25 protein-coding genes and 1 riboswitch are annotated in these 24686 nt (G+C 74.1%); of the genes, 14 read left to right on the plus strand and 11 right to left on the minus strand.

The features are described 5' to 3' along the window. The 4 genes from ACFY0I_RS23960 to ACFY0I_RS23975 all read left to right on the plus strand — a co-directional run bounded on the left by ACFY0I_RS23960 (nucleotide 1) and on the right by ACFY0I_RS23975 (nucleotide 3080). A complete protein-coding gene (locus tag ACFY0I_RS23960) occupies nucleotides 1-969 on the plus strand; it encodes a DEDDh family exonuclease (protein WP_388899301.1) in 969 nt (322 codons plus the stop codon). Between the two features lie 118 nt (nucleotides 970-1087). Beyond that, a complete protein-coding gene (locus ACFY0I_RS23965) occupies nucleotides 1088-1348 on the plus strand; it encodes a hypothetical protein (protein WP_388899304.1) in 261 nt (86 codons plus the stop codon). A gap of 168 nt (nucleotides 1349-1516) precedes the next feature. Beyond that, nucleotides 1517-2314 carry an SURF1 family protein gene (locus ACFY0I_RS23970; protein WP_388899306.1) on the plus strand — a complete coding sequence of 266 codons (798 nt, stop codon included), beginning with the start codon at nucleotides 1517-1519 and terminating at the stop codon, nucleotides 2312-2314. Nucleotides 2315-2324: 10 nt separating this feature from the next. Then, nucleotides 2325-3080 (plus strand): SDR family oxidoreductase, encoded by a 756-nt coding sequence (locus ACFY0I_RS23975; RefSeq protein WP_388899309.1) that lies wholly within the window; start codon nucleotides 2325-2327, stop codon nucleotides 3078-3080. 55 nt (nucleotides 3081-3135) lie between these two features. Here ACFY0I_RS23975 and amaP read toward each other — a convergent pair whose 3' ends face one another. From amaP to ACFY0I_RS24015, 8 genes are all read right to left on the minus strand, one after another. Further along, nucleotides 3136-3702, minus strand: a complete 567-nt coding sequence (gene amaP, locus ACFY0I_RS23980; RefSeq protein ID WP_388899312.1) for an alkaline shock response membrane anchor protein AmaP — start codon at nucleotides 3700-3702, stop codon at nucleotides 3136-3138. Then, nucleotides 3699-4274: a DUF6286 domain-containing protein gene (locus tag ACFY0I_RS23985; RefSeq protein ID WP_388899315.1), complete on the minus strand. Its 576-nt coding sequence runs from the start codon at nucleotides 4272-4274 to the stop codon at nucleotides 3699-3701. The genes amaP and ACFY0I_RS23985 overlap by 4 nt, the downstream gene beginning before the upstream one ends. Next, a complete protein-coding gene (locus ACFY0I_RS23990; RefSeq protein ID WP_388899318.1) occupies nucleotides 4271-4615 on the minus strand; it encodes a hypothetical protein in 345 nt (114 codons plus the stop codon). Before ACFY0I_RS23990 ends, ACFY0I_RS23985 begins: the two co-directional genes overlap by 4 nt. Nucleotides 4616-4697: 82 nt before the next feature. Then, nucleotides 4698-4901 (minus strand): hypothetical protein, encoded by a 204-nt coding sequence (locus tag ACFY0I_RS23995; protein WP_388899321.1) that lies wholly within the window; start codon nucleotides 4899-4901, stop codon nucleotides 4698-4700. 18 nt (nucleotides 4902-4919) lie between these two features. Then, nucleotides 4920-5351: an Asp23/Gls24 family envelope stress response protein gene (locus tag ACFY0I_RS24000; protein ID WP_388899324.1), complete on the minus strand. Its 432-nt coding sequence runs from the start codon at nucleotides 5349-5351 to the stop codon at nucleotides 4920-4922. Nucleotides 5352-5557: 206 nt separating this feature from the next. Further along, complete coding sequence (locus ACFY0I_RS24005; protein ID WP_388899327.1) at nucleotides 5558-6337, minus strand: enoyl-CoA hydratase/isomerase family protein; 780 nt, start codon at nucleotides 6335-6337, stop codon at nucleotides 5558-5560. A gap of 183 nt (nucleotides 6338-6520) precedes the next feature. Next, a complete protein-coding gene (locus ACFY0I_RS24010; protein WP_007263382.1) occupies nucleotides 6521-6742 on the minus strand; it encodes a helix-turn-helix domain-containing protein in 222 nt (73 codons plus the stop codon). 352 nt (nucleotides 6743-7094) lie between these two features. Next, nucleotides 7095-8693 carry an ABC-F family ATP-binding cassette domain-containing protein gene (locus tag ACFY0I_RS24015; protein WP_388899331.1) on the minus strand — a complete coding sequence of 533 codons (1599 nt, stop codon included), beginning with the start codon at nucleotides 8691-8693 and terminating at the stop codon, nucleotides 7095-7097. Nucleotides 8694-8997: 304 nt separating this feature from the next. Between ACFY0I_RS24015 and ACFY0I_RS24020 the strand changes: the two genes are divergently transcribed. Continuing rightward, nucleotides 8998-9888 (plus strand): neutral zinc metallopeptidase, encoded by an 891-nt coding sequence (locus ACFY0I_RS24020; RefSeq protein WP_388899334.1) that lies wholly within the window; start codon nucleotides 8998-9000, stop codon nucleotides 9886-9888. A gap of 76 nt (nucleotides 9889-9964) precedes the next feature. Beyond that, a complete protein-coding gene (locus ACFY0I_RS24025) occupies nucleotides 9965-10360 on the plus strand; it encodes a VOC family protein (RefSeq protein WP_388899337.1) in 396 nt (131 codons plus the stop codon). A gap of 45 nt (nucleotides 10361-10405) precedes the next feature. Here the strand turns inward: ACFY0I_RS24025 and ACFY0I_RS24030 are convergent, their stop codons facing one another. Both ACFY0I_RS24030 and ACFY0I_RS24035 read right to left on the minus strand, forming a co-directional pair. Further along, nucleotides 10406-11836: a hypothetical protein gene (locus ACFY0I_RS24030; RefSeq protein WP_388899340.1), complete on the minus strand. Its 1431-nt coding sequence runs from the start codon at nucleotides 11834-11836 to the stop codon at nucleotides 10406-10408. A gap of 153 nt (nucleotides 11837-11989) precedes the next feature. Continuing rightward, nucleotides 11990-13120: an alpha/beta hydrolase gene (locus ACFY0I_RS24035; protein ID WP_388899343.1), complete on the minus strand. Its 1131-nt coding sequence runs from the start codon at nucleotides 13118-13120 to the stop codon at nucleotides 11990-11992. Between the two features lie 396 nt (nucleotides 13121-13516). Here ACFY0I_RS24035 and ACFY0I_RS24040 point away from each other — a divergent pair, with 396 nt between their 5' ends. The 7 genes from ACFY0I_RS24040 to ACFY0I_RS24070 all read left to right on the plus strand — a co-directional run bounded on the left by ACFY0I_RS24040 (nucleotide 13517) and on the right by ACFY0I_RS24070 (nucleotide 22155). Then, nucleotides 13517-14788 carry an anion permease gene (locus tag ACFY0I_RS24040; RefSeq protein ID WP_388899346.1) on the plus strand — a complete coding sequence of 424 codons (1272 nt, stop codon included), beginning with the start codon at nucleotides 13517-13519 and terminating at the stop codon, nucleotides 14786-14788. Between the two features lie 28 nt (nucleotides 14789-14816). Next, nucleotides 14817-15038, plus strand: coding sequence for a hypothetical protein (locus ACFY0I_RS24045; RefSeq protein WP_388899349.1), 222 nt, complete (start codon nucleotides 14817-14819; stop codon nucleotides 15036-15038). A 161-nt stretch (nucleotides 15039-15199) separates the two neighbouring features. Then, nucleotides 15200-15286: riboswitch (cobalamin riboswitch) on the plus strand. A gap of 58 nt (nucleotides 15287-15344) precedes the next feature. Continuing rightward, on the plus strand, nucleotides 15345-16307 hold the full coding sequence (locus tag ACFY0I_RS24050) for a cobalamin biosynthesis protein (RefSeq protein ID WP_388899352.1): 963 nt from the start codon (nucleotides 15345-15347) through the stop codon (nucleotides 16305-16307). Continuing rightward, complete coding sequence (locus ACFY0I_RS24055; protein ID WP_388899355.1) at nucleotides 16304-17866, plus strand: cobyric acid synthase; 1563 nt, start codon at nucleotides 16304-16306, stop codon at nucleotides 17864-17866. Before ACFY0I_RS24050 ends, ACFY0I_RS24055 begins: the two co-directional genes overlap by 4 nt. 154 nt (nucleotides 17867-18020) lie before the next feature. Next, nucleotides 18021-20171, plus strand: coding sequence for a putative cobaltochelatase (locus ACFY0I_RS24060; RefSeq protein WP_388899358.1), 2151 nt, complete (start codon nucleotides 18021-18023; stop codon nucleotides 20169-20171). Then, a complete protein-coding gene (gene cobO, locus ACFY0I_RS24065; protein ID WP_388899361.1) occupies nucleotides 20171-20770 on the plus strand; it encodes a cob(I)yrinic acid a,c-diamide adenosyltransferase in 600 nt (199 codons plus the stop codon). The genes ACFY0I_RS24060 and cobO overlap by 1 nt, the downstream gene beginning before the upstream one ends. Further along, nucleotides 20770-22155 carry a cobyrinate a,c-diamide synthase gene (locus ACFY0I_RS24070; protein ID WP_388899364.1) on the plus strand — a complete coding sequence of 462 codons (1386 nt, stop codon included), beginning with the start codon at nucleotides 20770-20772 and terminating at the stop codon, nucleotides 22153-22155. Before cobO ends, ACFY0I_RS24070 begins: the two co-directional genes overlap by 1 nt. A gap of 13 nt (nucleotides 22156-22168) precedes the next feature. Here ACFY0I_RS24070 and ACFY0I_RS24075 read toward each other — a convergent pair whose 3' ends face one another. Beyond that, nucleotides 22169-22894 (minus strand): ZIP family metal transporter, encoded by a 726-nt coding sequence (locus ACFY0I_RS24075; protein WP_362878122.1) that lies wholly within the window; start codon nucleotides 22892-22894, stop codon nucleotides 22169-22171. Nucleotides 22895-23055: 161 nt separating this feature from the next. Here ACFY0I_RS24075 and cobC point away from each other — a divergent pair, with 161 nt between their 5' ends. Next, the gene (cobC, locus tag ACFY0I_RS24080; RefSeq protein WP_388899367.1) at nucleotides 23056-24477 is read left to right on the plus strand and encodes an Rv2231c family pyridoxal phosphate-dependent protein CobC; all 1422 of its coding nucleotides are present in this window, start codon (nucleotides 23056-23058) and stop codon (nucleotides 24475-24477) included. The last annotated feature ends 209 nt before the right edge of the window (nucleotides 24478-24686 follow it).

Raw genomic sequence — 24686 nt, forward strand, 5'->3', positions numbered from 1 at the left:
ATGCTCGCCGACCGTACGACCGCAGAGACGACCTGGCCGACCGCGTACCCACAGGGGTACGCGGTCGTCGACGTGGAGACCACCGGGCTCGCTCGCGACGACCGGATAGTGTCCGCAGCCGTCTACCGGCTCGACGCTCAGGGCAACGTGGAGGACCACTGGTACTCCCTCGTCAACCCGCGCCGCGATCCTGGACCGGTCTGGATCCACGGCCTGACGAGCGACGTGCTCCGGGACGCGCCCCTCTTCGAGGACATCGCCGAGGAGTTCGCCGGTCGGCTCGACGGCCGGGTGCTGGTCGCGCACAACGCCATCTTCGACTGGCAGATGATCGCCCGGGAGTACGCGCGGGCCGCGGCGACCGCGCCGGTCCGTCAGCGGCTGTGCACCATCGCCCTGTCGAAGGAACTGAACCTGCCGCTGCCCAACCACAAGCTGGAGTCCCTCGCCGCGCACTTCGGTGTGGTGCAGCAGCGCGCCCACCACGCGTTGGACGACGCCCGCGTGCTCGCCGAGGCCTTCCGCCCGTCCCTGCACGCGGCAGCCCGGGACGGCGTGCGGCTGCCGCTGCTGGAGTGCCGTCCGCTCACGGAGTGGTCGGACACCCCCGCCGCGCCCCGGATCGGCCGGCAGGCCTCGTACGGCGGGGGCAGCTGGCGCGCCTCGCGCAAGCGGCCGCCGTGCCCCCACCCGAACCCGGGGCGGTTCGAGGACGGCAAGCCGCTGAAGCAGGGCATGCGCATCGCCTTCTCCGGTGACACCTCGGTGGACCGGGAGCTGTTGGAGGACCGGGCGGTGGAGGCGGGCCTGCACATCGCGACGAGCGTGTCGCGGCTCACCAGCATGCTGGTGACGAACGACCCCGACTCGGCGACCTCGAAGACGGTCAAGGCCCGCTCGTTCGGCACTCCGGTCGTGGACGAGGCCGCCTTCACCCAGCTCCTGCGGGACGTCGCGCCGGCCGACTGAGTCCGCGGGCGGCGCCCGCGCCGCCCGTCCCGGGGCTGCTACGCCAGCCGGGTAGAAGTTCTCCGACGACACGAGGACGTCCGCCCACCCGGGCGGCCCGAGCCTCCACGATGCCGCCATGGCACGTTGCGAAGTATGCGGAAATGACTACGACCTGGCGTTCTACGTGGAGACCCAGGACGGTGCGCGGCACGTCTTCGACTCGTTCTCCTGCGCGATCCACCGGATGGCACCCATCTGCGAGCACTGCCGGGTGCAGATCATCGGCCAGGGCGTCGAGGCGGACGGTCACTGGTACTGCGGGGCGCACTGCGCCCGCGCCGAGGGCAAGGCGGGCATCATCGACAGGGTGGGCAGCGCCGCCGGCGCCGTGGGCTGACCCCGGCGGCGCCCGACGGCCTCCGCGCCCGACCCGGAGGGTGCCGTCCTGCGTCCGGCCCCCCTCCGTCCTCATCCCGTCCTCGTCCCTCCTCCTCCCTTCCCCCTCGCGGCCCCGGAGGGCCACCCGGCCACCGGGGTCGTCGCCGCTGGGGGTACCGTCGTGGACGTGTACCGCTTTGTACTGACCCGGCAGTGGGTGTGCCTCACCCTCGTCGCCCTCGCCCTCATCCCCGCGATGATCAAGCTGGGCTTCTGGCAGTTCCACCGCCATGAGCACCGGGTCGCCCAGAACGAGCTGATCGCACGGAACCTGTACGGGAAGCCCGTGCCGATGACCGGGCTCACCTCGCCCGGCCACACCGTTCCGCGGTCCGACTTCTGGCGTGCCGTCACCGCCACCGGTACCTACGACCCCGCCCACGAGGTGGTCGTGCGGATGCGGACCTCGAACGACGACAAGGTCGGCTTCCACGTCGTGACCCCGCTGGTCATGGCAGACGGCCGGGCCGTCCTGGTCAACCGGGGCTGGGTGGCGGGCGGCGGCGACGCCCGGGCCTACCCGCCGGTGCCGGCCGCGCCCACGGGCGAGGTGACGGTCACCGGCCGGCTGAAGGCCGACGAGACGAGCGGCGGCAGCGGCATCAAGGACCGCAAGGGCCTGCCCGACCGCCAGGTGATGCTGATCAACAGCGAGCAGCAGGCCGCGTCCCTGGGCCGGCCCGTCCTCGGCGGGTACCTGGAACTCACCGCCCCGGCCCCCGCCGACGGGAGCCCGGAGCCGGTGGGCGAGCCGGACCACGACTCGATCGGCGCGCACATGGCGTACGCCGTGCAGTGGTGGCTGTTCGCGGCGGCCGTGCCGGTCGGCTGGCTGGTCCTGGTCCGCCGGGAGCGGCGCGACCGTGAGGAGGCCGCGGCCGTCGCGGCGGCGAAGGCCGTGTCCCCGGAGCCCGCTTCGGCGTAGCGTGGCCCGCATGGATCTTGGACTGAAGGACCGTGTCTACGTCGTCACCGGAGCCACCCGCGGCCTCGGCTTCGCCTCCGCGAGGGAACTGACCGCCGACGGGGCGAAGGTCGTGGTGACGGGCCGCGACGCGAAGCGGGCGGCGGACGCCGCCGCCGCGCTCGGCCCGAACGCGGTGGGCGTCGCGGCGGACAACGCCGATCCGGCGGTGGCCGCGCAGCTGGTGGCGACCGCGAAGGAACGCTTCGGCCGGTTCGACGGCGTCCTCATCAGCGTGGGCGGCCCGGCCCCGGGCCTGTCGGCCGACAACACCGACGAGCAGTGGGCGGCGGCCTTCGAGTCGGTGTTCCTGGGCGCGGTGCGGCTGGCGCGGGCGGCCGCGGCCGAGCTGGGCGAGGGCGGCGTGATCGGCTTCGTGCTGTCGGGCTCGGTGCACGAGCCGATCCCCGGGTTGACCATCTCCAACGGCCTGCGGCCGGGCCTGGCCGGCTTCGCCAAGTCGCTGTCGGTGGACCTGGGACCGCGCGGGATCCGTGTCGTCGGTCTGCTGCCGGCGCGGATCGACACGGACCGGGTGCGCGAACTGGACGCCCTGTCGGGCGACGCCCGGGCGGCGCGGGCGGGCAACGAGTCCCGCATCCCGCTGCGGCGGTACGGCGCCCCGGAGGAGTTCGGCCGCACGGCGGCGTTCCTGCTCTCCCCGGCCGCGTCCTACCTGACGGGTGTGATGGTCCCGGTCGACGGCGGTTTCCGGCACGGCTTCTGACCCACCGCCCCTGCGGCGGGGTCCGGATATCCGGACCCCGCCGCGGGGGGTCCGATCAGGTCACGCGCTGCGCGTGGTGCGAGGAGACCTTGAGGCGGGCCTCCACCGGGAGCCCGGGCAGGCCCGCCGAATCCCGGGCGTGCGCGAGGACCGGCCCGCGCAGCGCGGCCAGCGCGTCGGCCGGGACGGCGTACGGCTCCAGTTCCAGCGCGATCCGCAGGGCCGGGGCGTCCCGCCGACCGCGCAGGGCGACCCGGCAGCGCGCGACCCCGTCCAGGGCCTCCGCCTCGGCGGCCACCGCCGATTCCAAGGCCCGGCCGCGCAGCAGGGCGAAGCCGCCGTCCCCGGTGTCCACTTCGAGGGCCGCGAGGCGCGGGCGCCGCAGTTGCGCCAGCAGCCACCACAGCGCCAGCAGCACGCACAGCCCCAGCGCGGCGACCACCGCCCACCACCACCAGCCGTCCGGGTCCCCGTACCGGTGTCGGGTACGCGCCGTGAGCAGCGGCGCGTACCGGCCGCCGAGCGGCCGGTACGCCGTCAGCAGCATGACGCCGGCCGCCACCGACGCGAGACCGATGATCCCCAGCAGGGTCCGGTTCACCTTCCCCAGCACCGCGCTCACCTCCTGACCCTGATCCGGGGCCGCGGCGCTCGCGCGAGGCCCAGTTCCTCGATGCCGACGGCGAGCACCTCGTCCAGGTCGGCCCGTACGTCGTCCAGTTCGCGGAAGTGCGAGGTGGCCAGGACCCCGACGCGGGAGCGGCGCACCTTCACCCGGACCGACCGGACGCCGGCGACCTCCATGGCCCGGTCCCGGAGCACCATCGCGGCGGCCCGGCGGCCGAGCCCGGCCCGCAGCCCGCTCCCGGCGTCGGTGCCCGCTCGGCCGTCGGCGCGCCCGGTGTCGGTGTCCGCCCGCATCATCAGCAGTCCGCGCAGCCCCGGGGCCACCGCGAACAGGAGCAGCAGCGCCCCGACGGCCGCCAGGATCCCGCCGCCGACCAGCACCTCCGTGTCGGCCGGGGTGTGCAGTTCCAGCCATCGGGCGAGTTCCCGGCGCCACCGCATGCCGGGTCGGTGGGCGCGTACCGCCACGAGGTCGTAAAAAAGCAGTCCGGCCACCGCGATGACGGCCAGGGCGGTGAGTGCGGCCGGGATCCGCCGGGTGGACCGGATGCGGCGGGGCGCGCTCACCTCAGCCCCCGGTCCCGGCCCGTGGGGACCGGCCGGGCGTGGGCGGAGTGCAGGCGTTCGATGTCGACGCCCACCTCGGGGACCGACATCGCGACGCACTCCTCGATCCGCCGGGCGACCTGGTGGCGTACGGCGGCGCACTGGGCGGCGAGGTCGGAGGGGTAACCGAGTTCCAGGCTGACCCGTACCCGTGCGATGTCGTGGTGCACGGTGACCGTGGCGTGCGGGACGGCGCCGGGTGCGGGCGGTCCGTCCACGAGCGCCTCGCGCGCCGCCTGCGCCGCGATCTTGGCGACGACCCGGTCGGCGATGCGGGTGGCGCCGCGGTCCGCGGCCGGCACCCGGGACGGTACGGCACGGGGCGCGGGCCGCGGGGTCGGCGGAGTGGGTGGTGGGGTGGGCTGCGGCGTTTTCACCGGCCGCTCACAGGGGCCGGTCGTCCCGGCCGCGGGGCCGGGAGCGCGGACGGAACAGTTCGCCGGGGTCGAGGTCCCCGTCCAGGAACCGGCCGACGACGAAGCCGACGGCGCCGAGCGCCGCCACCAGGAGGAAGGCCCCGAAGCCGCCGAAGTACCCGGCGAACCCCAGTGCCATGCCGGCCAACAGGCCGGCGACCGCCATGCTCATGTGTAGGGCTCCTCTCGGTTACTGGAGCCGGGATTCCGGTTCTTCGTCTTCCTCATCGGGCAGTTTGACGTCGCTGACCGCGATGTTGACCTCGACGACCTCCAGGCCCGTCATCCGCTCGACCGCGGAGACGACGTTCTCCCGGACCGCCCGGGCCACGTCGCGGATCGACACTCCGTAGTCGACGACGATCTCCAGGTCGAGGGCCGTCTGCACCTCTCCGACCTCGGCCTTGACCCCGCGGCTGACCGAGGCCCGGGCCCCGCCGGGGACCCGGTCGCGCACGGCCCCGAAGGTACGGGAAAGGCCGCCGCCGTTGCCCATCGCGTGGACGCCGATCACCTCCCGGGCGGCCAATCCGGCGATCTTCTCGACCACCCCGTCGGCGATGGTGGTGCGGCCTCGGTCGGCCGGGGCCTTGGCGGCGCCCCCTGGTACGGATTCGGTCATCGCGGGTCCTTGGCTCGGGAGACGTCCCGGGGACCGGCGGCCCCCGAGGGGCGGCGAGCACCTTCGCGTGCCGCCCACTTCCGTCCACGGTATGCGCGGGTCACCTTCCGCGCTCCCGAAACCACGCCGGTCGGCCGTAACAGGCGCGGCCCGCCGGCTGCCCGGAGGCATGCCGGCGGGCCGACCGTGGGAGCTCGTGGGTCGGGTCAGTCGGACAGCCCCGCGAGGTCGCGCAGCCGGCGGCCCTGCGCGGCGCGCTCGGCGGTGCGCTGGGCGTCGTACGACCGGGACGTGGCGTCGCGGAGCAGCGCCTTGGTCTCGATGACCGCGTCGCGGGGCGGGGCGAGCAGTGCGGTGGTGAGGTCCTGGACGGCGGCGTCGAGTTCGTCGGCGGGGACGACCAGGTTGGCCAGGCCGACGCGCTCGGCTTCCTCGGCGTGCACGAAGCGACCCGTGGCGCAGATCTCCAGCGCCCGGGCGTAACCGACCAGCGCGGTCAGGGGCTGGGTGCCCCCGAGGTCGGGGACCAGACCCAGGCTGGTCTCGCGCATGGCGAACTGCACGTCGTCCGCGACCACCCGCAGGTCGCACGCGAGCGCGAGCTGGAAGCCGGCGCCGATCGCGTGCCCCTGCACGGCGGCGACGGAGACGATGTCATTGCGTCGCCACCAGGTGAAGGCCTCCTGGTACTCGGCGATGGTGGAGTCGAGCAGGTCATCCGCACCACGTGCCAGATCGAGGAAGGACGGCTCGCCCTCGAAACCCTCGGGAGCGAACGCCTGCCGGTCGAGCCCGGCGGAGAAGGACTTGCCCTCGCCGCGCAGGACCACGACCCGGACGGTGCCCGGCAGTGACTGTCCGGCTTCCGCCAACGCCCGCCAGAGCGCGGGGGACTGGGCGTTTCGCTTGGCCGGATTGGTCAGGGTCACCGTGGCGACCGAGTCGTCGATGGTGAGCCGTACGCCGTCCTTGTCGAGCAGAGCCATCTGGTGCCTCCGGGTGCAGTCGGCCGCATGCTCGGCCTAAGTGACTGCACAGTAACCACCCGATCGGCCACAGGGCCGACCGGGGGGTCACCGAAGGAACCGTGCGTGGAACAGAATCGTCAACCCATCAAGCATGGAGCCGTCGAGCTTCTCCGGCACCGCCCCGGGCCTCCCGGCACGGGGTCAGGCCGCAGCCGCCTTCTTGCCGCGTGTCGCGCCTCCGCGACCGCGCAGCGTGACTCCGGACTCGCTGAGCATCCGATGGACGAATCCGTAGGACCGGCCGGTCTCTTCGGCCAGCGCCCGGATACTCGCACCGGAGTCGTACTTCTTCTTCAGGTCTGCCGCGAGCTTGTCGCGCGCGGCGCCGGTTACCCGGCTGCCCTTCTTCAGAGTCTCGGCCACCCGTGCCTCCTCATGGGAAGTGCGCTCTGGACTTCTCATGATCACCCCTCTCCGGCTTCCTGGCCACCCATTCAGCAAGGTCGGTACGACGGCATTTCCCGAGGGGTGGACACCCGAGCAGAACGGAATCTTCTCTTCCGATGCATGACCTCCGTCACACTTGCCGGCCGGACGGGGGAATCACCAGGTCAGGGGCCGAGCGCGGGAAAACGACGACCCCGGTCGCGCATCCTGGGGGATGCGGCCGGGGTCGGCGTACAGCGCGCAACGGTACGAGACCGTCTCACTCAGATGATGGATCACGCCTGAGCCGAATGATCCATAAGGAACTGGATCAACGCTTCTGCGCCGGTCAGGCGAGCGCGACCAGGTCCCGGTAGTCCGGGCCCCACAGGTCCTCGACGCCGTCCGGGAGCAGGATGATGCGCTCCGGTTCCAGCGCCTCCACCGCGCCCTCGTCGTGGGTGACGAGGATGACGGCGCCCTTGTAGGTGCGCAGGGCGCCCAGGATCTCCTCGCGGCTGGCCGGGTCGAGGTTGTTCGTGGGCTCGTCGAGGAGCAGGACGTTCGCCGAGGAGACGACCAGGGTGGCCAGGGCCAGCCGGGTCTTCTCGCCGCCGGAGAGCACGCCCGCCGGCTTGTCGACGTCGTCGCCGGAGAACAGGAACGAACCGAGCGTCTTGCGCACCGCGACCAGGTCCAGGTCGGGCGCGGAGGAACGCATGTTCTCCAGGACGGTGCGCTCGGGGTCGAGCGTCTCGTGCTCCTGCGCGTAGTAGCCGAGCTTGAGGCCGTGACCGGGGACGACGGTGCCGGTGTCCGGCTTCTCCGTGCCCGACAGCAGGCGCAGCAGCGTGGTCTTGCCGGCTCCGTTGAGGCCGAGGATGACGACGCGCGAGCCCTTGTCGATGGCCAGGTCGACGTCGGTGAAGATCTCCAGCGAGCCGTAGGACTTCGACAGGCCCTCGGCGGTCAGCGGGGTCTTGCCGCAGGGCGCCGGGTCCGGGAAGCGCAGCTTGGCGACCTTGTCGGAGACGCGGACGGCGTCCAGGCCGGCGAGCAGCCGGTCGGCGCGCTTGGCCATGTTCTGCGCGGCGACCGTCTTGGTGGCCTTGGCGCGCATCTTGTCGGCCTGGGAGTTCAGGGCCGCGGCCTTCTTCTCGGCGTTCTGGCGCTCGCGCTTGCGGCGCTTCTCGTCGGCCTCGCGCTGCTGCTGGTAGAGCTTCCAGCCCATGTTGTAGACGTCGATCTGGGCGCGGTTGGCGTCCAGGTAGAAGACCTTGTTGACGACGGTCTCGACGAGGTCGACGTCGTGGGAGATGACGATGAAGCCGCCGCGGTAGTTCTTCAGGTAGTCGCGCAACCAGACGATCGAGTCGGCGTCGAGGTGGTTCGTCGGCTCGTCGAGGAGCAGGGTGTCGGCGTCCGAGAAGAGGATCCGGGCGAGCTCGACACGGCGGCGCTGACCACCGGAGAGGGTGTGCAGCGGCTGGCCGAGGACCCGGTCGGGCAGACCGAGGGCGGCCGAGATGGTGGCGGCCTCCGCCTCGGCGGCGTAACCGCCCTTGGTCAGGAACTCGGTCTCCTGGCGCTCGTACTGCTTCATCGCCTTGTCGCGGGTGCCGCCGGAGCCGGAGGCGATGCGCTCCTCGTTCGCGCGCATCTTCTTGATCAGCACGTCGAGTCCGCGCGCGGACAGGATCCGGTCGCGGGCCAGTACGTCGAGGTCGCCGGTGCGCGGGTCCTGCGGCAGGTAGCCGACCTCACCGGACCGGGCGATGGACCCGGCTGCGGGCTGGCCCTCGCCCGCGAGGCACTTGGTGAGGGTGGTCTTGCCCGCTCCGTTGCGGCCGACGAGGCCGATGCGGTCGCCCTTGGCGACGCGGAAGGAAGCGGACTCGATGAGGATGCGGGCGCCGGCACGCAGCTCGATGCCGGTTGCGGTGATCACGGAAATACTCCAGGGCGGTGGGGACGGCGGAAGGGGGGCAGGACGCTCGATGCTTCGACGCCGCTAATCCGCAAGGAGATTTGCCATGCGGACCATTCTACCGGGGGTGCGCAACCACTTTTGGGGGCACCCGACGGTCGGGGACCCCTCGACCGGTACGCCGGGCCGTCCCCCGTTCGGCCCACGGACCGGGCGGGCGCGCCGGGGCGCGTACCAGGATGAACGGGTTGATACTCGCCGCAGGGGCGGATGCGCGGCCCCCTTGGCTGCACGAATGGCTGCACGAAGACAGAGGCGGTGCGGGATGCAGTTCGACGACAACGCCCATCTGGACACGTCCGAGGTGAACGACGTGCGCGGCAGCCGCATCCCCGGCGGGAGGGCCACGATCGGCGGCGGTCTCGTCGGCATCATCGCGCTGATCATGGGGTTGCTGTTCGGTGTGGGGCCGGAGCAGTTGGGGCTGTCCTCGGGCAACGAGGAACCGGCGCCGTCCTCCTCGTCCGTCAACCAGGTGCAGCAGAGCTGCCGGACCGGGCAGGACGCCAACACGCGCGAGGACTGCCGGCTGGTCGCCGTGGTGAACAGCACACAGGACTTCTGGCGGCAGGAGTTCCAGCGGCGCGGCGGCCAGTACAGCCCGGCGCAGACGGTGTTCTTCACCGGCCGGGTGGGGACCGCCTGCGGGGCGGCCACCTCGGCGGTAGGGCCCTTCTACTGCCCGGCCGACCGCAAGGTCTACCTGGACCTGGGCTTCTTCGACGACCTGCGGACGAAGTTCGGGGCGAGCGGCGGCCCCTTCGCCCAGGCGTACGTGGTCGCCCACGAGTACGGGCACCACATCCAGAACCTGACCGGCACCCTCCAGCGGGCCCAGGACGGGCAGCAGGGCGCGAACAGCAACGCCGTCAAGGTCGAGCTCCAGGCCGACTGCTACGCGGGGGTCTGGGCGCACAACGCGACGAGGACCCCGGACGAATCCACGGGACGGCCGCTGATCACCACCCTGACCGACCAGGACATCCAGGACGGGCTGGACGCCGCGGCGGCGGTCGGCGACGACCGGATCCAGGAGAAGTTCCAGGGCCGCGTGACCCCCGAGTCCTGGACGCACGGCTCGGCCGAGCAGCGCCGGCAGTGGTTCTACCAGGGCTACCGGACGGGCGACATGGCCCAGTGCAACACCTTCCGCTGACGGTCGCGGGCGCCTGCCATGCTGTGGTGCGGGTCACATCGACGCACCGGCCCGTCCACGAGAGGGAGTGATCGTCATGGCAGGCGTTCCGTCCATCGTCCCGACCCTGCTCTACCGCGACGCGAAGGCGGCGATCCAGCAGCTGACGGAGGCGTTCGGCTTCACCCGGGTCTCGGTCTACGAGGGGGACGACGGCGCCGTGGTGCACGCCGAGCTGTCGTACGGGAACGGCGCGGTGATGCTCGGCAGCAAGGGTCGCGGCGGCGCCTTCGACAAGGCCATGGAGGGCGCCGGCCCGGCCGGGGTCTACGTCGTCGTGGACGACGTGGACGCGCACCACCGACGGGCCGTCGAGCACGGGGTGGAGATCCTCATGGAGCCGACCGACCAGGACTACGGCTCGCGGGACTACATGGCGCGCGACGCCGAGGGCACCATCTGGAGCTTCGGCACGTACGCGCCGCAGGTCTGACCCGCGGCGCGCGGCTCCCGTCCGTACGTCCCCGCCGCCCGCCGGCTACACGCCGCCGGTGTGGACCTGGAAGGCCGCCCGGCGGACGGCTTTGGCCAGGGCCGGGTCGGGGTGGGCGGCGGCCAGCGCGACGAGGACCTGCACGGTGCGGGGGTGCCCCACCGCGCGGACCTCGTCGAGCAGCCGCGGGACGGTCGTGCGGACGGCCGAGTCGAGGTGGCGGGCCAGCAGGTCGGCCTCGCCGTGGTCGGCGATGGCGGCCGCCGTGTCCACCCAGAGCCAGGTCGACTCCTCGGCGGTCAGGACGTGCTGGGCCTCGTCGGGATCGACCCCGTCGTGCTCGGCGAGCCAGAGCAGGGCGTAGGGACGCAGGGCGGGTTCGCGTACGGCGGCGCGGACCTCGCCCTCGGCGGGGGCGCCGACCACGCGCAGCGCCTCGAAGGCCAGGCCGCGCAGGAGGGCGTCCTCGCCCCGGGCCGCGTGCAGCAGCTCGCTGACGGCGTGGCCGACGGGCCGGGCGGCGAGCCAGGCCTGGTACTCGGCGCGGGCCGGCCCGGGGGTGAGCCGGGCGCAGCCGTGGAGCATGGCGGCGGCGGACTGCTCGATGTTCCCGGCCGGGCTCTGCGCGGCGACGCAGATCTGTTCCAGCTTGACCCAGACGGCCCAGCTGCCGAGCGGGGTGAGGGTGGCCCGTGCGGGGCCGAGGGTGACCGCGTCGACGGCGGCGAGGCCGCCGAGCGCCCAGCGCAGCAGCCGGGCGAGGGGCAGGGGCCGGGATTCGGCGGGTGCGGCCTCACCGGCGGCCTCCCGGGATCCGGCGGGCTCCCCCGCGTACGGGACCTCGCAGCGCTCGTCGCGCAGTTCGGTGACGCGCTGGCCGAGGAGGTCCAGCAGGTCGGGGACGGTGACGGGGCCGGCCGACAGCTGGAGGAGGGAGAGCAGCTGGGGCATCGCCTCGACGACCTCGGCGACGGTCCCGGGGGCGATGTCGGCGGGGGCGGGGTGGACGAGGGACCAGGCGTCGAAGAGGGCCACCCAGCCGCGCAGGACGGCGGTGTCGTCCCGGTCCCAGGCGCGCAGGCGCCAGCCGGGCCGGGCGTGTCCGCCGTGCACTTCGACGAGACCGGAGAGTCGGGCGCGGTCCCAGCCGACCCGGATCTGGCCGTGCGTCAGGCGCAGTTCCGCGGCGGCCCGTTCCACGTCGGAGGCGGGCAGCGCGCCCGCTGTCGCGGGGCGTCCGCCGTCACCCGCCCCGAGGTTCAGCTCGGCCCAGCGGGCGAGCCGTACCGCGTCGGCGAGGGAGGCGCGGGCCCGGTTCGCCAGGTCTGCCGTGGCGGGGGTTCCCGCCGGTGGCCGGGGGGCCGGCCGGGTTCGCCGGTCGGTCACCGCCTTGCGCGCCGTGGCGACGGAGCGCGGGGAGACGAGTCGGAGTCTGGAGTCGCGAGCCAACTGCTCATCAGGCTTTCGGGACGTCACGGATGCAGTCTCGCCCGTCACTGGCCGAAAGCCCAAACGGAACCAGCCGTTTCCACAGGTCAAGCAGTGGATGAACCGGGACAATCCACCCGGCGGGTCCTGTCCTGCACCACCCCTTCACCGCCGGGCGCGCCACGCGCGCCCGGCGGCACGTCACATGAGGGGGGTGAGGAAGCGGCGCAGCGCCTCCTCGTACCCGGCGGGGTCGACGTTCCACATCGCCCCGTGCGGGGCGCCCCGCACGGTGTGCAGGGTGACCAGGTCGGGCCGGGCGGCGGCCAGTCGCCGGGAGGGCTCCCAGGGGGCGAGGGTGTCGTCGGGCCCGTGCAGGATCAGCACCGGTACGCGCAGGGACGCCGGGTCCGATCCCGGCGGCCGACGGTCTGCGCGCAGGCCTGCCCGGCCCTCGGCGGCCCGTACCGCGAGCGGGATCAGGGGGCCCGGGGTGCCGCGGGCGGCGGCGAGGGCGCGCAGGGTGGTGTGCCAGTCCATGACGGGCGAGTCCAGCACCAGTCCGCAGATCCGGTCGGCCAGGGCGGAGCGTTCGACGGCGTGCAGGGCCATGGTGGCCCCGGTGGACCAGCCGTGCAGGACGACCCGTCGGGCTCCGTAGCGCAGGGCGTAGCGGATGGCCGCGTCCAGGTCCCGCCACTCCGACTCGCCGAGATGGCCGAGGCCGTCCGGGGAGGCGGGGGCGCCGAGGTCGCCGCGGTAGGCGAGGTCCAGGACGGGGAGCCGGTGGCGGTGCAGGAAGGGCATGACGACCATCGGGTGCTCCCGGCCGGCGCCGAGCCCGTGGACGGTGATGACCCAGGTGTCCCGGGCGGCGGGCACGAACCAGGCGGGCAGCGCCCCGAGCTCGCCCGGAACGTCCACGTCGGCGTGGTCGAGGCCGAGGGCGGTGCGCGGGTTCCCCAGGTGCACCTGGGGGGTGAGCGTGACCCGGGCGCGCGGGGCGAGGCTGCCGTGGGTGACGGCGAGGAGGCTGCGCACGACGGCGTCCGGGTCGTGCGGGACGTCGGGCAGGACCGGGCCGACCACGGCGTGCACGCCGGGCGCGGACAGGCCCCAGGTGCCGGGGAGCAGGGAGGCGAGCGATCGGGTGAGCGTCACCCGGCCCTCGGCGGTGGAGTGGACGCTCAGCCGGGGCCCGCCGGGCAACGGGCGCCCGGGTTCGGGCCGCAGGGCGGCGTCGGCGGCGTACCGGCCGGCCGCGACCGCGGCTGCTCCGGCACCGATCAGGGTCGTCGTGACGGCCGCTGCCGTCGCTGTGGCGGTACGCACGGCTCCAGTGTCGGCGCGTACCGGCGGGCGGGCCACCGGAGGTGATCCTCGCGCGCGGCCGTCCGGCGGAACCGGAACGCGAACGGGACGCGGCCGGAACCCGGTCGCGGCGGCGGCCGGAACGGATCCGGCGGGCGGCGCGGGAGGGGGTCGGCGCGTGATCTGGGTCTCTTCGTCACCCTCCCGGGCAGGGACCGGCGGCCGGAAGTACTTCCGGAACAGGCGTGTTCGCCCCGCTCTGACGTGCACGAATCGCTATATTCACGGAAGAAACGGGAGGTAGGTCCCGATCACGCCCGACGCCGGGACACCACTCCGCCCAACTCAGTTCACCTTCCGTTCATCCAGGTTGCCTACGGTCGCCGAGCCAATGACGTCAAACAGAAGCCTGGGTAAATGGAGCACATAACGCTTCTCCTCGGGATCGTGATCATCACCGCTCTCGTGTTCGACTTCACGAACGGTTTCCACGACACGGCCAACGCGATGGCCACCACCATCTCGACCGGCGCCCTCAAGCCCAAGACCGCGGTCGCCATGTCCGCCGTGCTGAACCTCGTCGGCGCTTTCATGTCCGTGGAGGTCGCCAAGACGATCTCCAAGGGCCTGGTCAACGAGGAAGGCATTCAGCCGGAGGTGATCTTCGCGGCCCTGGTCGGCGCGATCCTCTGGAACCTCGTCACCTGGCTGGTCGGACTGCCCTCCAGCTCCTCCCACGCCCTCATGGGTGGCCTCATCGGTGCCGCGGTCGCTTCCGCCGGCCTCGACGCGGTCAACGGCAGCGTCGTCGTGACGAAGGTGCTGATCCCCGCGATCGCCGCCCCGCTCGTCGCCGGTGTGGCCGCCATGCTGGCCGCGAAGCTGACGTACAAGCTGGGCAACCAGGTCGGCGAGAAGACCTCCGCCAAGGGGTACCGCGCCGGTCAGATCGCCTCGGCCGGTCTCGTCTCCCTCGCGCACGGCACCAACGACGCGCAGAAGACGATGGGCATCATCACCCTGGCGCTGATCGCCGGCAACGCCCTGCCCGCCGGCGCCAACCCGCCGGTCTGGGTCATCGTCTCCGCCGGTCTGGCCATCGCGATGGGCACCTACCTGGGCGGCTGGCGCATCATCCGCACCATGGGCAAGGGCCTCACCGACCTCCAGCCGCAGCAGGGCTTCGCCGCCCAGACCTCGGCCGCGAGCGTCATCCTGGCCTCCTCCACCCTCGGCTTCTCCCTCTCCACCACCCACGCGTGCTCCGGCGCCGTCATGGGCGCGGGCCTGGGACGCAAGGGCGGCGTGGTCCGCTGGTCCACCGCCACCCGCATGTTCATCGCCTGGGGCCTGACCCTGCCGGCCGCCGCGCTCGTCGCGTCCGTGGCCGAACTGGTCATGCGCACCGGTGACATCGGCATCGCCGCCGTCACGGTCTTCCTGGTCGCCTCCTGCTTCGCCATCTGGGTCATCTCCCGCCGCCAGGTCGTCGACCACACCAACGTCAACGAGGTGGAGACCGCCGGAGCGACGGACGAGCCCGGTGTCGTCACCACGGCCATGGCCGCCGTCACCGTCCCGCCGACGACCGCCGCGGCCGGTACCACCGCCGCCGTGACCGACGAGGACCTGAAGGCCACCATCCCGGCCTCGACCACGACCCCCGCGGCTCCGGCCGCGGCGGTCTGACCCCGAGAACGACAGAGGAATCAGCGGTATGAAGATCGACTGGGCATCACTGGGCTCCGTCTTCGGAGTCAGCCTCACCGCCACGGTCGCCCTCGTGGCCCTGTTCACCCTGGGCCTGGTGGGCCTGTCCAAGCACGAGGCCGCCACCGAGCGGGGTGGCGCCGCGGTCATGGCCCGCAGCGGTGCCTACGCCTGCTTCGCGCTCTGCACGGCGGCCGTGTCGTACGGGATCTACCTGATCGTCGCCTGAGACGGTGCGTCCGAAGCTCCCTCCGGTCTCCGGGGGGAGCTTTCGCATGCCCCGGCGCACACCCCGCCCCACCCCCGGCCGCGCACCCGCCGCAGGTCAACGGCAAGTTGACGGGCGTTCGCGGTGCGTGGTGGACTGCGCGAGCCAATACGGCGGCATGGAAGAGGAAGTCCGGTGCGAATCCGGCGCGGTCCCGCCACTGTCACCGGGGCGGCGCACGAGGTGCGCGCCCCGGGAGCCAGGAACTCTCGCCGCCGGACACGTCGAACCAGGGCGCGGACCCTGAGTGAGGACCTACCTGCCACCATGCGTGCCGATCGCGTGTTCGCGTACGGCGCCGCGGCGGGCCTGATCGGCGACCGGATCCTCGGGGATCCGCGCCGGGGGCACCCCGTGGCCGCCTTCGGGAGAGCCGCCGCCGCCGTCGAACGCGCCCTGTGGCGCGACGACCGCGCCCGCGGCGTCCTGCACACCCTGGTGTGCGTCGGGGGCGCGACCGCCGTCGGAGCGCTGGCCGCCCGCGCCGTGCGCTCGCGGCCCGCCGCCGCCCGCGTCGCCCTGACCGCCGCGGCCACCTGGGCCGTCGTCGGGGGCACCTCGCTGGGTCGGGAGGCCCGCGCCATCGGTGGGGCCCTCGCCGTCGGGGACACCGACGTCGCCCGTGAACGGCTGCCCCACCTGTGCGGGCGCGACCCCCAGTCCCTGGACGGGCAGCAGATGGCCCGGGCGGTCGTGGAGTCCGTCGCCGAGAACACCTCCGACGCGGTCGTCGGGGCACTGGTGTGGGGGGCCGTCGCCGGGGTCCCCGGGCTGCTGGCCTTCCGCGCCGTGAACACCCTGGACGCCATGGTGGGCCACAAGTCCCCCCGCCACCTGCGCTACGGCTGGGCCTCCGCCCGCCTCGACGACCTGGCCGGTTGGCCCGGGGCCCGCCTGACGGCGCTCGCCGCCGTCGTGGCCGGCCCCGACCGGCGGGGAGCCGTCCGCGCCTGGCGCGCCGACGCCGACGCCCACCCCAGCCCCAACGCCGGCCCGGTGGAGGCCTCCTTCGCGGGGGCGCTCGGGGTCCGGCTCGGCGGAACCCTGTCCTACGGCGGCCGGACCGAGCACCGTGCCGTACTCAACGGGGAGACCGGGCGGCCCGTGGAGGTCGCCGACATCGAACGGGCCGTACGCCTGTCGCGGCAGGTGACCTGGCTGGCGCTGGGCACCTGCGTCGCGGCCCGGCTGCTGGTCTCCCGTACCGGGCGGAAGGGGCGGCGCGGATGAGCGGCGCGAGGCGCGGCGGCGGAATGCTGGTCGCCGGCACCACATCGGACGCGGGCAAGAGCGTGGTCACGGCGGGCATCTGCCGGTGGCTGGCCCGCCAGGGGGTGAAGGTGGCCCCCTTCAAGGCGCAGAACATGTCGCTGAACTCGTTCGTGACCCGTGAGGGCGCCGAGATCGGCCGGGCCCAGGCCATGCAGGCCCAGGCGGCCCGGGTGGAACCGACGGCCCTGATGAACCCGGTGCTGCTGAAGCCCGGCAGCGACCGCAGCAGCCAGGTCGTGCTGCTGGGCAAGCCGGTGGGCGAGATGAGCGCGCGCGGCTTCTTCGGCACGGCGGGCCCCGACCGAATCCCCGGGTCGGCCGTGTCCGGCGGTCACCGGGAGCAGCTCCTCGGCGTCGTCACGGACTGCCTGGAGCAGCTGCGGGGCACGTATGACGCCGTGATCTGCGAGGGGGCGGGCAGTCCGGCCGAGATCAACCTGCGCCGGACCGACATCGTGAACATGGGCATCGCGCGGGCCGCGCGGTTCCCCGTCGTCGTGGTCGGCGACATCGACCGGGGCGGCGTCTTCGCGTCGTTCTTCGGGACCACCGCGCTGCTGTCCCCGGAGGACCAGTCGCTGATCGCCGGCTACCTGGTCAACAAGTTCCGGGGCGACGTCTCCCTGCTGGAGCCCGGCCTGGAGATGCTGCGCGGGCTCACCGGCCGGGCGACGTACGGGGTGTTGCCCTTCCAGCACGGGCTGGGCATCGACGAGGAGGACGGCCTGCGGGTGTCCCTGCGCGGGGCCGTACGGGAGTCCGTGGTGGCCCCGCCGGTGGGCGAGGACGTGCTGCGGGTCGCGGTGTGCGCGGTGCCGCTCATGTCGAACTTCACGGACGTGGACGCCCTCGCCGCCGAACCGGGCGTGGTCGTGCGGTTCGTGGACCGTGCCGAGGAGCTGGCCGACGCCGACCTGGTCGTCGTACCGGGCACGCGCGGCACCGTGAAGGCGCTCGCCTGGCTGCGGGAGCGGGGGCTCGCCGACGCGCTGTCTCGGCGGGCCGCCGAGGGCCGCCCGGTGCTCGGCATCTGCGGCGGCTTCCAGCTGCTCGGTGAGCACATCGAGGACGAGGTCGAGTCGAAGGCCGGCTCGGTGGACGGCCTCGGGCTGCTGCCCGTACGGGTCCGCTTCGCCCGGGAGAAGACCCTGGACCGGCCGGTCGGCACGGCGCTGGGCGAGCCCGTCGAGGGGTACGAGATCCACCACGGCGTGGCCGAGGTGCTGGGCGGGGAGCCGTTCCTCGACGGCTGTCGCGTCGGAGCCGTGTGGGGCACCCACTGGCACGGTTCGCTGGAGTCGGACGGCTTCCGGCGGGCCTTCCTGCGCGAGGTGGCCGCGGCCGCCGGCCGCCGGTTCGTACCCGCCCCTGATACCTCGTTCGGGCTGCTCCGCGAGGAGCAGCTCGACCTGCTGGGCGACCTGATCGAGGAACACGCCGACACCGCCGGGCTGCTGCGGCTCGTCGAATCGGGCGTCCCGGACGGGCTGCCGTTCCTGCCGCCGGGTGCGCCGTGACGGCGCCGCGCGTCCCGGGGCGCGGCCCCTCGTACGCGGGGAGCGCAGCGGTGGACCGGCCCCGGACGCACCGGGAACACAAGACCCCCATGGCCGACGGCCGTCGCGGCTCGATGAGCGACCGGCCCAGTCCACTCGAAGGAGTGATCAGCGGATGAGCAGCACCCACTTCCCGTTCACGGCGGTGGTCGGGCAGGACGACCTGAGGCTGGCGCTCCTGCTGAACGCCGTCAGCCCGGCGGTCGGCGGCGTGCTCGTGCGCGGTGAGAAGGGGACCGCCAAGTCCACCGCCGTGCGCGCGCTCTCCGCGCTGCTGCCGCAGGTGGACGTCGTACCCGGCTGCCGGTTCTCGTGCGCGCCCGCCGCGCCCGACCCGGCCTGCCCGGACGGCCCCCACGAGCCCGGTCCCGGCAGCGCCCGTCCCGCGCGGATGGTGGAGCTTCCGGTCGGTGCCTCGGAGGACCGGCTCGTCGGCGCCCTCGACATCGAACGGGCCCTCTCCGAGGGCGTGAAGGCCTTCGAGCCGGGCCTGCTCGCCGACGCGCACCGCGGGATCCTGTACGTCGACGAGGTCAACCTGCTGCACGACCACCTCGTGGACGTCCTGCTGGACGCCGCCGCGATGGGCGCCTCGTACGTGGAGCGCGAGGGCGTCTCCGTGCGCCACGACGCCCGTTTCCTGCTCGTCGGCACCATGAACCCCGAGGAGGGCGAGCTCCGGCCGCAGCTCCTGGACCGGTTCGGGCTGACCGTGGAGGTCGCGGCGTCCCGCGAGCCCGCCCTGCGGGTCGAGGTGGTGCGCCGCCGGCTCGCGTACGAGGACGATCCCGCGGGCTTCGCCGGCCGCTGGGCCGGGGACGAGCGCGAGGTCCGGGCCCGGGTGGTGGCCGCGCGGGCCCTGCTCCCGAAGGTGGTGCTGGACGACACGGCGCTGCTGCGGATCGCCGCCACCTGCGCCGGTTTCGAGGTGGACGGCATGCGCGCCGACATCGTGATGGCCCGCACGGCGAGCGCCCTGGCGGCGTGGGCGGGGCGGACGGTCGTCCGCAAGGAGGACGTCCGGCAGGCGGCCCTGTTGGCGCTCCCGCACCGGCGCCGCCGCAACCCGTTCGACGCGCCCGGCCTGGACGAGGACAAGCTCGACGAGATCCTGGACCGCTTCCCCGACGACGAGCCGGACCAGGAGCCCGAGCCCGACCCGGAGCCCGAGGGCCCGGACGACGACGGCCCCGAGGGCGGTCCCGACGGCGGCGGCGCTCCCCCGCACGACGAGGGTCCCGGTCAGCCGGACCAGCCGGCTCCGCCCGCGCCCGAGGACGCCGCGGACCCGCGGTCCCCCGACGCCGAGCCGTCCGAACCCCAGCCCTCGGAGCCGCAGCCCGCGCAGGGAGACGCCGGCGCCGACGGGCCCGAGCAGGCCGCCGTACGGGCCTCCGAGCCGTTCCGCACCCGGATGCTCAGCGTGCCCGGCCTCGGCGAGGGCGGCGCGGCCGGTCGGCGCTCGCGCGCCCGAACCGCGCACGGCCGGACCACCGGCGCCCGGCGGCCCCGGGGCCAGCTGACGAAGCTGCACCTGGCGGCGACCGTGCAGGCCGCGGCCCCGCACCAGCGGGCGCGCGGGCGCAGCGGAACCGGTCTGGTGGTCCGCAAGGACGACCTGCGGCAGGCGACCCGCGAGGGCCGCGAGGGCAACCTCGTGCTGTTCGTCGTCGACGCCTCCGGCTCGATGGCGGCCCGGCAGCGGATGAGCGCGGTCAAGGGCGCGGTCCTGTCGTTGCTGCTCGACGCCTACCAGCGCCGGGACAAGGTCGGTCTGGTCACGTTCCGGGGCGCGGCGGCCGAGCTGGCACTGCCGCCGACCTCCTCCGTGGACGCGGCGGCGACCCGGCTGGAGCGGCTGCCCACCGGGGGCCGTACCCCGCTGGCCGCCGGGCTGCTGAAGGCGCGTGAGGTGCTGCGGATCGAGCGGCTGCGCGATCCCTCGCGGCGACCGCTGCTCGTGGTCGTCACCGACGGCCGGGCCACCTCGGCCGGCGGCGTCGGCGGTTCGGCGCAGGGCACGCCCCGCGAGCTGTCCGAGCAGGCCGCGCTGCTGCTGCGGGCGGAGGGGGTCACGTCCGTCGTCGTCGACTGCGAGGCCGGCCCGGTCCGGCTGGGGCTGGCCGGGGTGCTGGCCGCGGACCTCGGTGGCCCGTCGGTCACCCTCGACGGGCTGCGGGCCGACGCGCTGGCCGGGCTCGTGAAGAACGTACGTACCTCGGCGGCGTCCACCGCCGGGCACAGCAGCAACAGGAGGGTCGCGTAATGCCCCAGGGACAGCCGTCCGTCGTTCCGGACGACGGGCTCACGACGCGTCAGCGCCGCAACCGTCCGCTCGTCTTCGTCCACACCGGCCCGGGCAAGGGCAAGTCGACGGCCGCCTTCGGTCTGGCGCTGCGCGCCTGGAACCAGGGCTGGCCGATCGGGGTGTTCCAGTTCGTCAAGTCGGCGAAGTGGAAGGTCGGCGAGGAGAACGCGCTGAAGGCGCTCGGGGAGACCGGCAAGGGCGGCAGCGTCGTCTGGCACAAGATGGGCGAGGGCTGGTCCTGGGTCCAGCGCGACGCCCAGCTCGACAACGAGCAGGCGGCCAAGGAGGGGTGGGAGCAGGTCAAGCGCGATCTGGCCGCCGAGACCCACACGTTGTACGTGCTCGACGAGTTCGCGTACCCGATGCACTGGGGCTGGATCGACGTCGACGAGGTCATCGAGGTGCTGCGGAACCGGCCCGGGACCCAGCACGTGGTCATCACCGGCCGCAACGCCCCTGAGAAGCTGGTGGAGTTCGCCGATCTGGTCACCGAGATGACCAAGGTCAAGCACCCGATGGACACCGGCCAGAAGGGCCAGAGGGGCATCGAGTGGTGATGTCCGTGAACGTGCCCCGGCTGGTCATCGCCGCGCCGTCCTCCGGCAGCGGCAAGACCACCGTGGCGACGGGCCTGATGGCGGCCTTCGCGGAGCGCGGCCTGGCCGTGTCCCCGCACAAGGCCGGGCCCGACTACATCGACCCGGGTTACCACGCGCTCGCCACCGGCCGCCCGGGCCGCAACCTCGACGCCTTCATGTGCGGGCCGGAGCTGGTGGCGCCGCTGTTCGCGCACGGCTCCGCCGGCTGCGACCTGGCCGTGGTCGAAGGCGTGATGGGGCTGTACGACGGGGCCGCGGGGCGCGGTGAGCTGGCTTCGACGGCGCAGGTCGCGAAGCTGCTGCGGGCGCCGGTGGTGCTGGTGGTGGACGCCTCCTCGCAGTCGCGTTCGGTGGCGGCGCTGGTCCACGGCTTCGCCTCGTTCGACCCGCTGGTCCGCCTGGGCGGGGTGATCCTCAACAAGGTGGGTTCCGACCGGCACGAGGTCATGCTCCGGGAGGCGCTGGAGGAGGCCGGGATGCCGGTCCTCGGCGTCCTGCGGCGGGCTCCCCAGGTGGCGACCCCGTCCCGGCACCTGGGGCTGGTCCCGGTCGCGGAGCGGCGTACGGACGCCCTGGCCGCGGTGGCGGCGCTGGCGGAGCAGGTCCGGGCCGGCTGCGACCTGGAGGCGCTGATGGCGCTGGCCCGGACGGCGCCGGCCCTGGAGTGCGAACCCTGGTCGCCCGGGGCGGCCCTGGCCGAGGAGACCGGGGCCGCGGCCGCCGGCCCGCTCGACGGGCGGCCCGTGGTGGCCGTCGCGGGCGGGGCGGCGTTCACGTTCTCCTACGCCGAGCACGCGGAGTTGCTCACCGCGGCGGGCGCGCGCGTGGTCACCTTCGACCCGCTGCGGGACGAGGCGCTGCCGGACGGTACGGCAGGCCTGGTGATCGGGGGCGGGTTCCCCGAGGTGTACGCGCCGGAGCTGTCGGCGAACGAGCCGCTGCGCAAGGCCGTCGCCGCGTTCGCCGAGGCGGGCGGGCCGGTCGCCGCCGAGTGCGCGGGGCTGCTGTACCTGGCCCGGAGCCTGGACGGGAAGCCGATGTGCGGGGTCCTGGACGCGGACGCCCGGATGTCGGAGCGGCTCACGCTGGGCTACCGCGAGGCGGTCGCGGTGTCGGACAGCGCCCTGGCGGCGGCCGGTACCCGACTGCGCGGGCACGAGTTCCACCGGACGGTGATCGAGCCGGGCGCCGGCTCCGCTGCGGCGTGGGGGTTCACCCATCCGGAGCGCCGCGTCGAGGGCTTCGTCCTGGACGGGGTGCACGCGAGCTACCTGCACACCCACTGGGCGGCCCGGCCGTCCGTGGCCCGCCGGTTCGCGGAAGCCGCGGCGCGGCACCGGTGACCGGCAGGTGAGTTCACTCCGCGAGGCCCACGACGAGCCAGATCCCCGCCACCCCGCCCACGGTGCACATCAGTGTCGACAGGGCGGGGTGTTCGTGGTGCGCCTCGGGCAGGATCTCGGCCGCCGCCAGGTACAGCAGGACCCCGCCGAAGAAGCCGAGGTACGCCCCCAGAGGTTCCTCCGGAAGGGTGAACAGCAAGGTGGACGCGGCGCCCACGACGGGTGCGGCGGCGTCCGCGAAGAGCATCAGCACCGCCTTGCGGCGGGCGTTGCCGTACAGCCGGGTGAGCGTGTACGTGTTGAACCCGTCGGCGAAGTCGTGGGTGATGACGGCCAGCGCCACGGCGACGCCCATGCCGCCGCCGACCTGGAAGGCGGCGCCCAGCGCCACCCCGTCGGCGAGGCTGTGGCCGACCATCGCGGCGGCCGCCGTGAGCCCGACCTGGGGGACCCGGGCGCCGTCCTCGGCGCCGTGGGCGGCCTGACGTACGGCCAGCAGGCGTTCCACGACGTGGCCGACGAGGAAGCCGGCGACGAACAGCAGCAGCGCGAGGGGCACGCCGAAGACCTCGCTGCCCGCCGCGTGCATCGCCTCGGGGAGCAGGTCGAGGCCGACGACGCCGAGCATCAGCCCGCCGGCCAGGCCCAGCACGAGGTGGCGGCGGTCGGTGACGCGTTGCGCCGTCCAGCCGCCCGCCAGCGTCATCAGGAACGCTCCCAACGCCACGATCACCGCCATGGGCCCCTGAATACCGATTGTGGGGCGCGGGCGCACTTCCGGGTGCGGGCGGCGGATGACGCCGTGTTGACGCGGGAACCCGGTCGTCGACGAGGGTCGACGGGGGTACGGACGGACGGCCGACGGGTGACCGTGACCATGACGAAGGAGGCAGGATCCCGGTGGGCGACTACGTGACGCGGCTGGTGGTCGGGGTCGGCGGACGCGCGGGGGTCTCCGTCGCGGAGGTCTGCGCGCTGATCGAGGAGACGCTGCGGGGGGCAGGGCTCACCGCGGAGGCGGTGGCGGCGCTGGCGACCGTGGAGGCCAAGACGGCGGAGCCGGGTCTCGTCGGCGCGGCGGAACGTTTCGGCGTGCCGTTGGTGGGCCATCCCGCCGAGGAACTCGCGCTGATCTCCGTACCGCACCCGTCGGGGGCCGTGCGCGAGGCCGTCGGGACCGGGTCCGTCGCGGAGGCGGCGGCTCTGGCGGGCGGCGGGGAGCTCCTCGTGCCCAAGCGCCGGTCGATGGCGGCGACCTGCGCCGTGGCCACCCTCCAGCCGCACGACCTGCGCCACCACGGGGACGCGGAGGTGCTGGACGCGGGCGGCTCGCTGGTCGACCTGGCGGTCAACGTACGGGCGGACACGCCGCCGGCGTGGCTCAAGGAGCGGATCGCGGCCTGCCTCGGGGACCTCGCCGCGTATCCGGACGGTCGGGCGGCCCGCGCGGCCGTGGCCCGACGGCACGGGCTACCGGCGGAGCGGGTGCTGTTGACGGCGGGGGCGGCGGAGGCGTTCGTACTGATCGCGCGCGCCCTGGACGCGGTACGGCCCGTGGTGGTGCATCCGCAGTTCACCGAACCGGAGGCGGCCCTGCGGGACGCCGGGCACCGGGTGGAACGGGTGGTGCTGACCGCCGCCGACGGCTTCCGGCTGGACCCGGCGGCGGTGCCCGAGGACGCCGACCTCGTGGTGATCGGGAACCCGACCAACCCGACGTCCGTCCTGCATCCGGCGGCGGGCCTGGCCGCGCTGGCCCGGCCGGGCCGGATCCTCGTCGTCGACGAGGCGTTCATGGACGCCGTCCCCGGCGAGCGGGAGGCCCTCGCCGGGCGGCTCGACGTGCCGGGCCTGGTGGTGCTGCGCAGCCTGACCAAGACGTGGGGGCTGGCCGGACTGCGGATCGGCTACGTCCTGGCGGAGCCGGAGGTGATCGCGAAGCTGGCGGCCGCGCAGCCGCTGTGGCCGGTGTCGACCCCGGCGCTGGTCGCGGCCGAGGCCTGTCTGGAGCCGGCCGCGCTGGCCGAGGCGGAGGCGGCCGCGGGGCGGATCGCCGTGGACCGGGCGCACCTGCTGGCGGGGCTCGCCGAGTTCGACGAGATCACGGTCGTCGGCGAGGCCGAGGGGCCGTTCGTCCTGATCCGGGTGGAGGGCGCGATGGAGGTACGAACCCGGCTGCGCGCGCTCGGCTTCGCCGTACGGCGCGGGGACACCTTCCCGGGCCTCGACGGGTCCTGGCTGCGCCTTGCCGTCCGCGACCGCGCGACGACGGGACGTCTCCTCCAGGCCCTGGACCACGCCCTGGCCCTGGCCGGGCGGTAACCGGCGGCGGGCGGACCCGGGACCGGTTACGGGCCGGAAGGCCGAGGGGGGCGACGGTCGGCCGGACCGGTAACGGGCCCGAAGGCCGGGGGCGCGACGGCCGGCGGGCCGGCCGGACCGGGACCGTCCGCGGCGTGCGGCCAGGGCCCACCGGGGTCCGGGCCTCGATCGACAGCGCGCGGACCGCGAGGTCCGGACGCCCGGTCGAC

The sequence above is a fragment of the Streptomyces sp. NPDC001568 genome, assembly GCF_042893755.1.
In the GTDB taxonomy this organism is placed as follows: Bacteria; Actinomycetota; Actinomycetes; order Streptomycetales; family Streptomycetaceae; genus Streptomyces.

Coding starts and splice junctions, on each gene's coding strand:
- ACFY0I_RS23960 (WP_388899301.1), top strand. CDS start 1: ATGCTCGCCGACCGTACGACCGCAGAGACGACCTGGCCGACCGCGTAC.
- ACFY0I_RS23965 (WP_388899304.1), top strand. CDS start 1,088: ATGGCACGTTGCGAAGTATGCGGAAATGACTACGACCTGGCGTTCTAC.
- ACFY0I_RS23975 (WP_388899309.1), top strand. CDS start 2,325: ATGGATCTTGGACTGAAGGACCGTGTCTACGTCGTCACCGGAGCCACC.
- ACFY0I_RS23995 (WP_388899321.1), bottom strand. CDS start 4,901: ATGAGCATGGCGGTCGCCGGCCTGTTGGCCGGCATGGCACTGGGGTTC.
- ACFY0I_RS24000 (WP_388899324.1), bottom strand. CDS start 5,351: ATGACCGAATCCGTACCAGGGGGCGCCGCCAAGGCCCCGGCCGACCGA.
- ACFY0I_RS24005 (WP_388899327.1), bottom strand. CDS start 6,337: ATGGCTCTGCTCGACAAGGACGGCGTACGGCTCACCATCGACGACTCG.
- ACFY0I_RS24020 (WP_388899334.1), top strand. CDS start 8,998: ATGCAGTTCGACGACAACGCCCATCTGGACACGTCCGAGGTGAACGAC.
- ACFY0I_RS24025 (WP_388899337.1), top strand. CDS start 9,965: ATGGCAGGCGTTCCGTCCATCGTCCCGACCCTGCTCTACCGCGACGCG.
- ACFY0I_RS24040 (WP_388899346.1), top strand. CDS start 13,517: ATGGAGCACATAACGCTTCTCCTCGGGATCGTGATCATCACCGCTCTC.
- ACFY0I_RS24045 (WP_388899349.1), top strand. CDS start 14,817: ATGAAGATCGACTGGGCATCACTGGGCTCCGTCTTCGGAGTCAGCCTC.
- ACFY0I_RS24050 (WP_388899352.1), top strand. CDS start 15,345: ATGCGTGCCGATCGCGTGTTCGCGTACGGCGCCGCGGCGGGCCTGATC.
- ACFY0I_RS24055 (WP_388899355.1), top strand. CDS start 16,304: ATGAGCGGCGCGAGGCGCGGCGGCGGAATGCTGGTCGCCGGCACCACA.
- ACFY0I_RS24060 (WP_388899358.1), top strand. CDS start 18,021: ATGAGCAGCACCCACTTCCCGTTCACGGCGGTGGTCGGGCAGGACGAC.
- cobO (WP_388899361.1), top strand. CDS start 20,171: ATGCCCCAGGGACAGCCGTCCGTCGTTCCGGACGACGGGCTCACGACG.
- ACFY0I_RS24070 (WP_388899364.1), top strand. CDS start 20,770: ATGTCCGTGAACGTGCCCCGGCTGGTCATCGCCGCGCCGTCCTCCGGC.
- ACFY0I_RS24075 (WP_362878122.1), bottom strand. CDS start 22,894: ATGGCGGTGATCGTGGCGTTGGGAGCGTTCCTGATGACGCTGGCGGGC.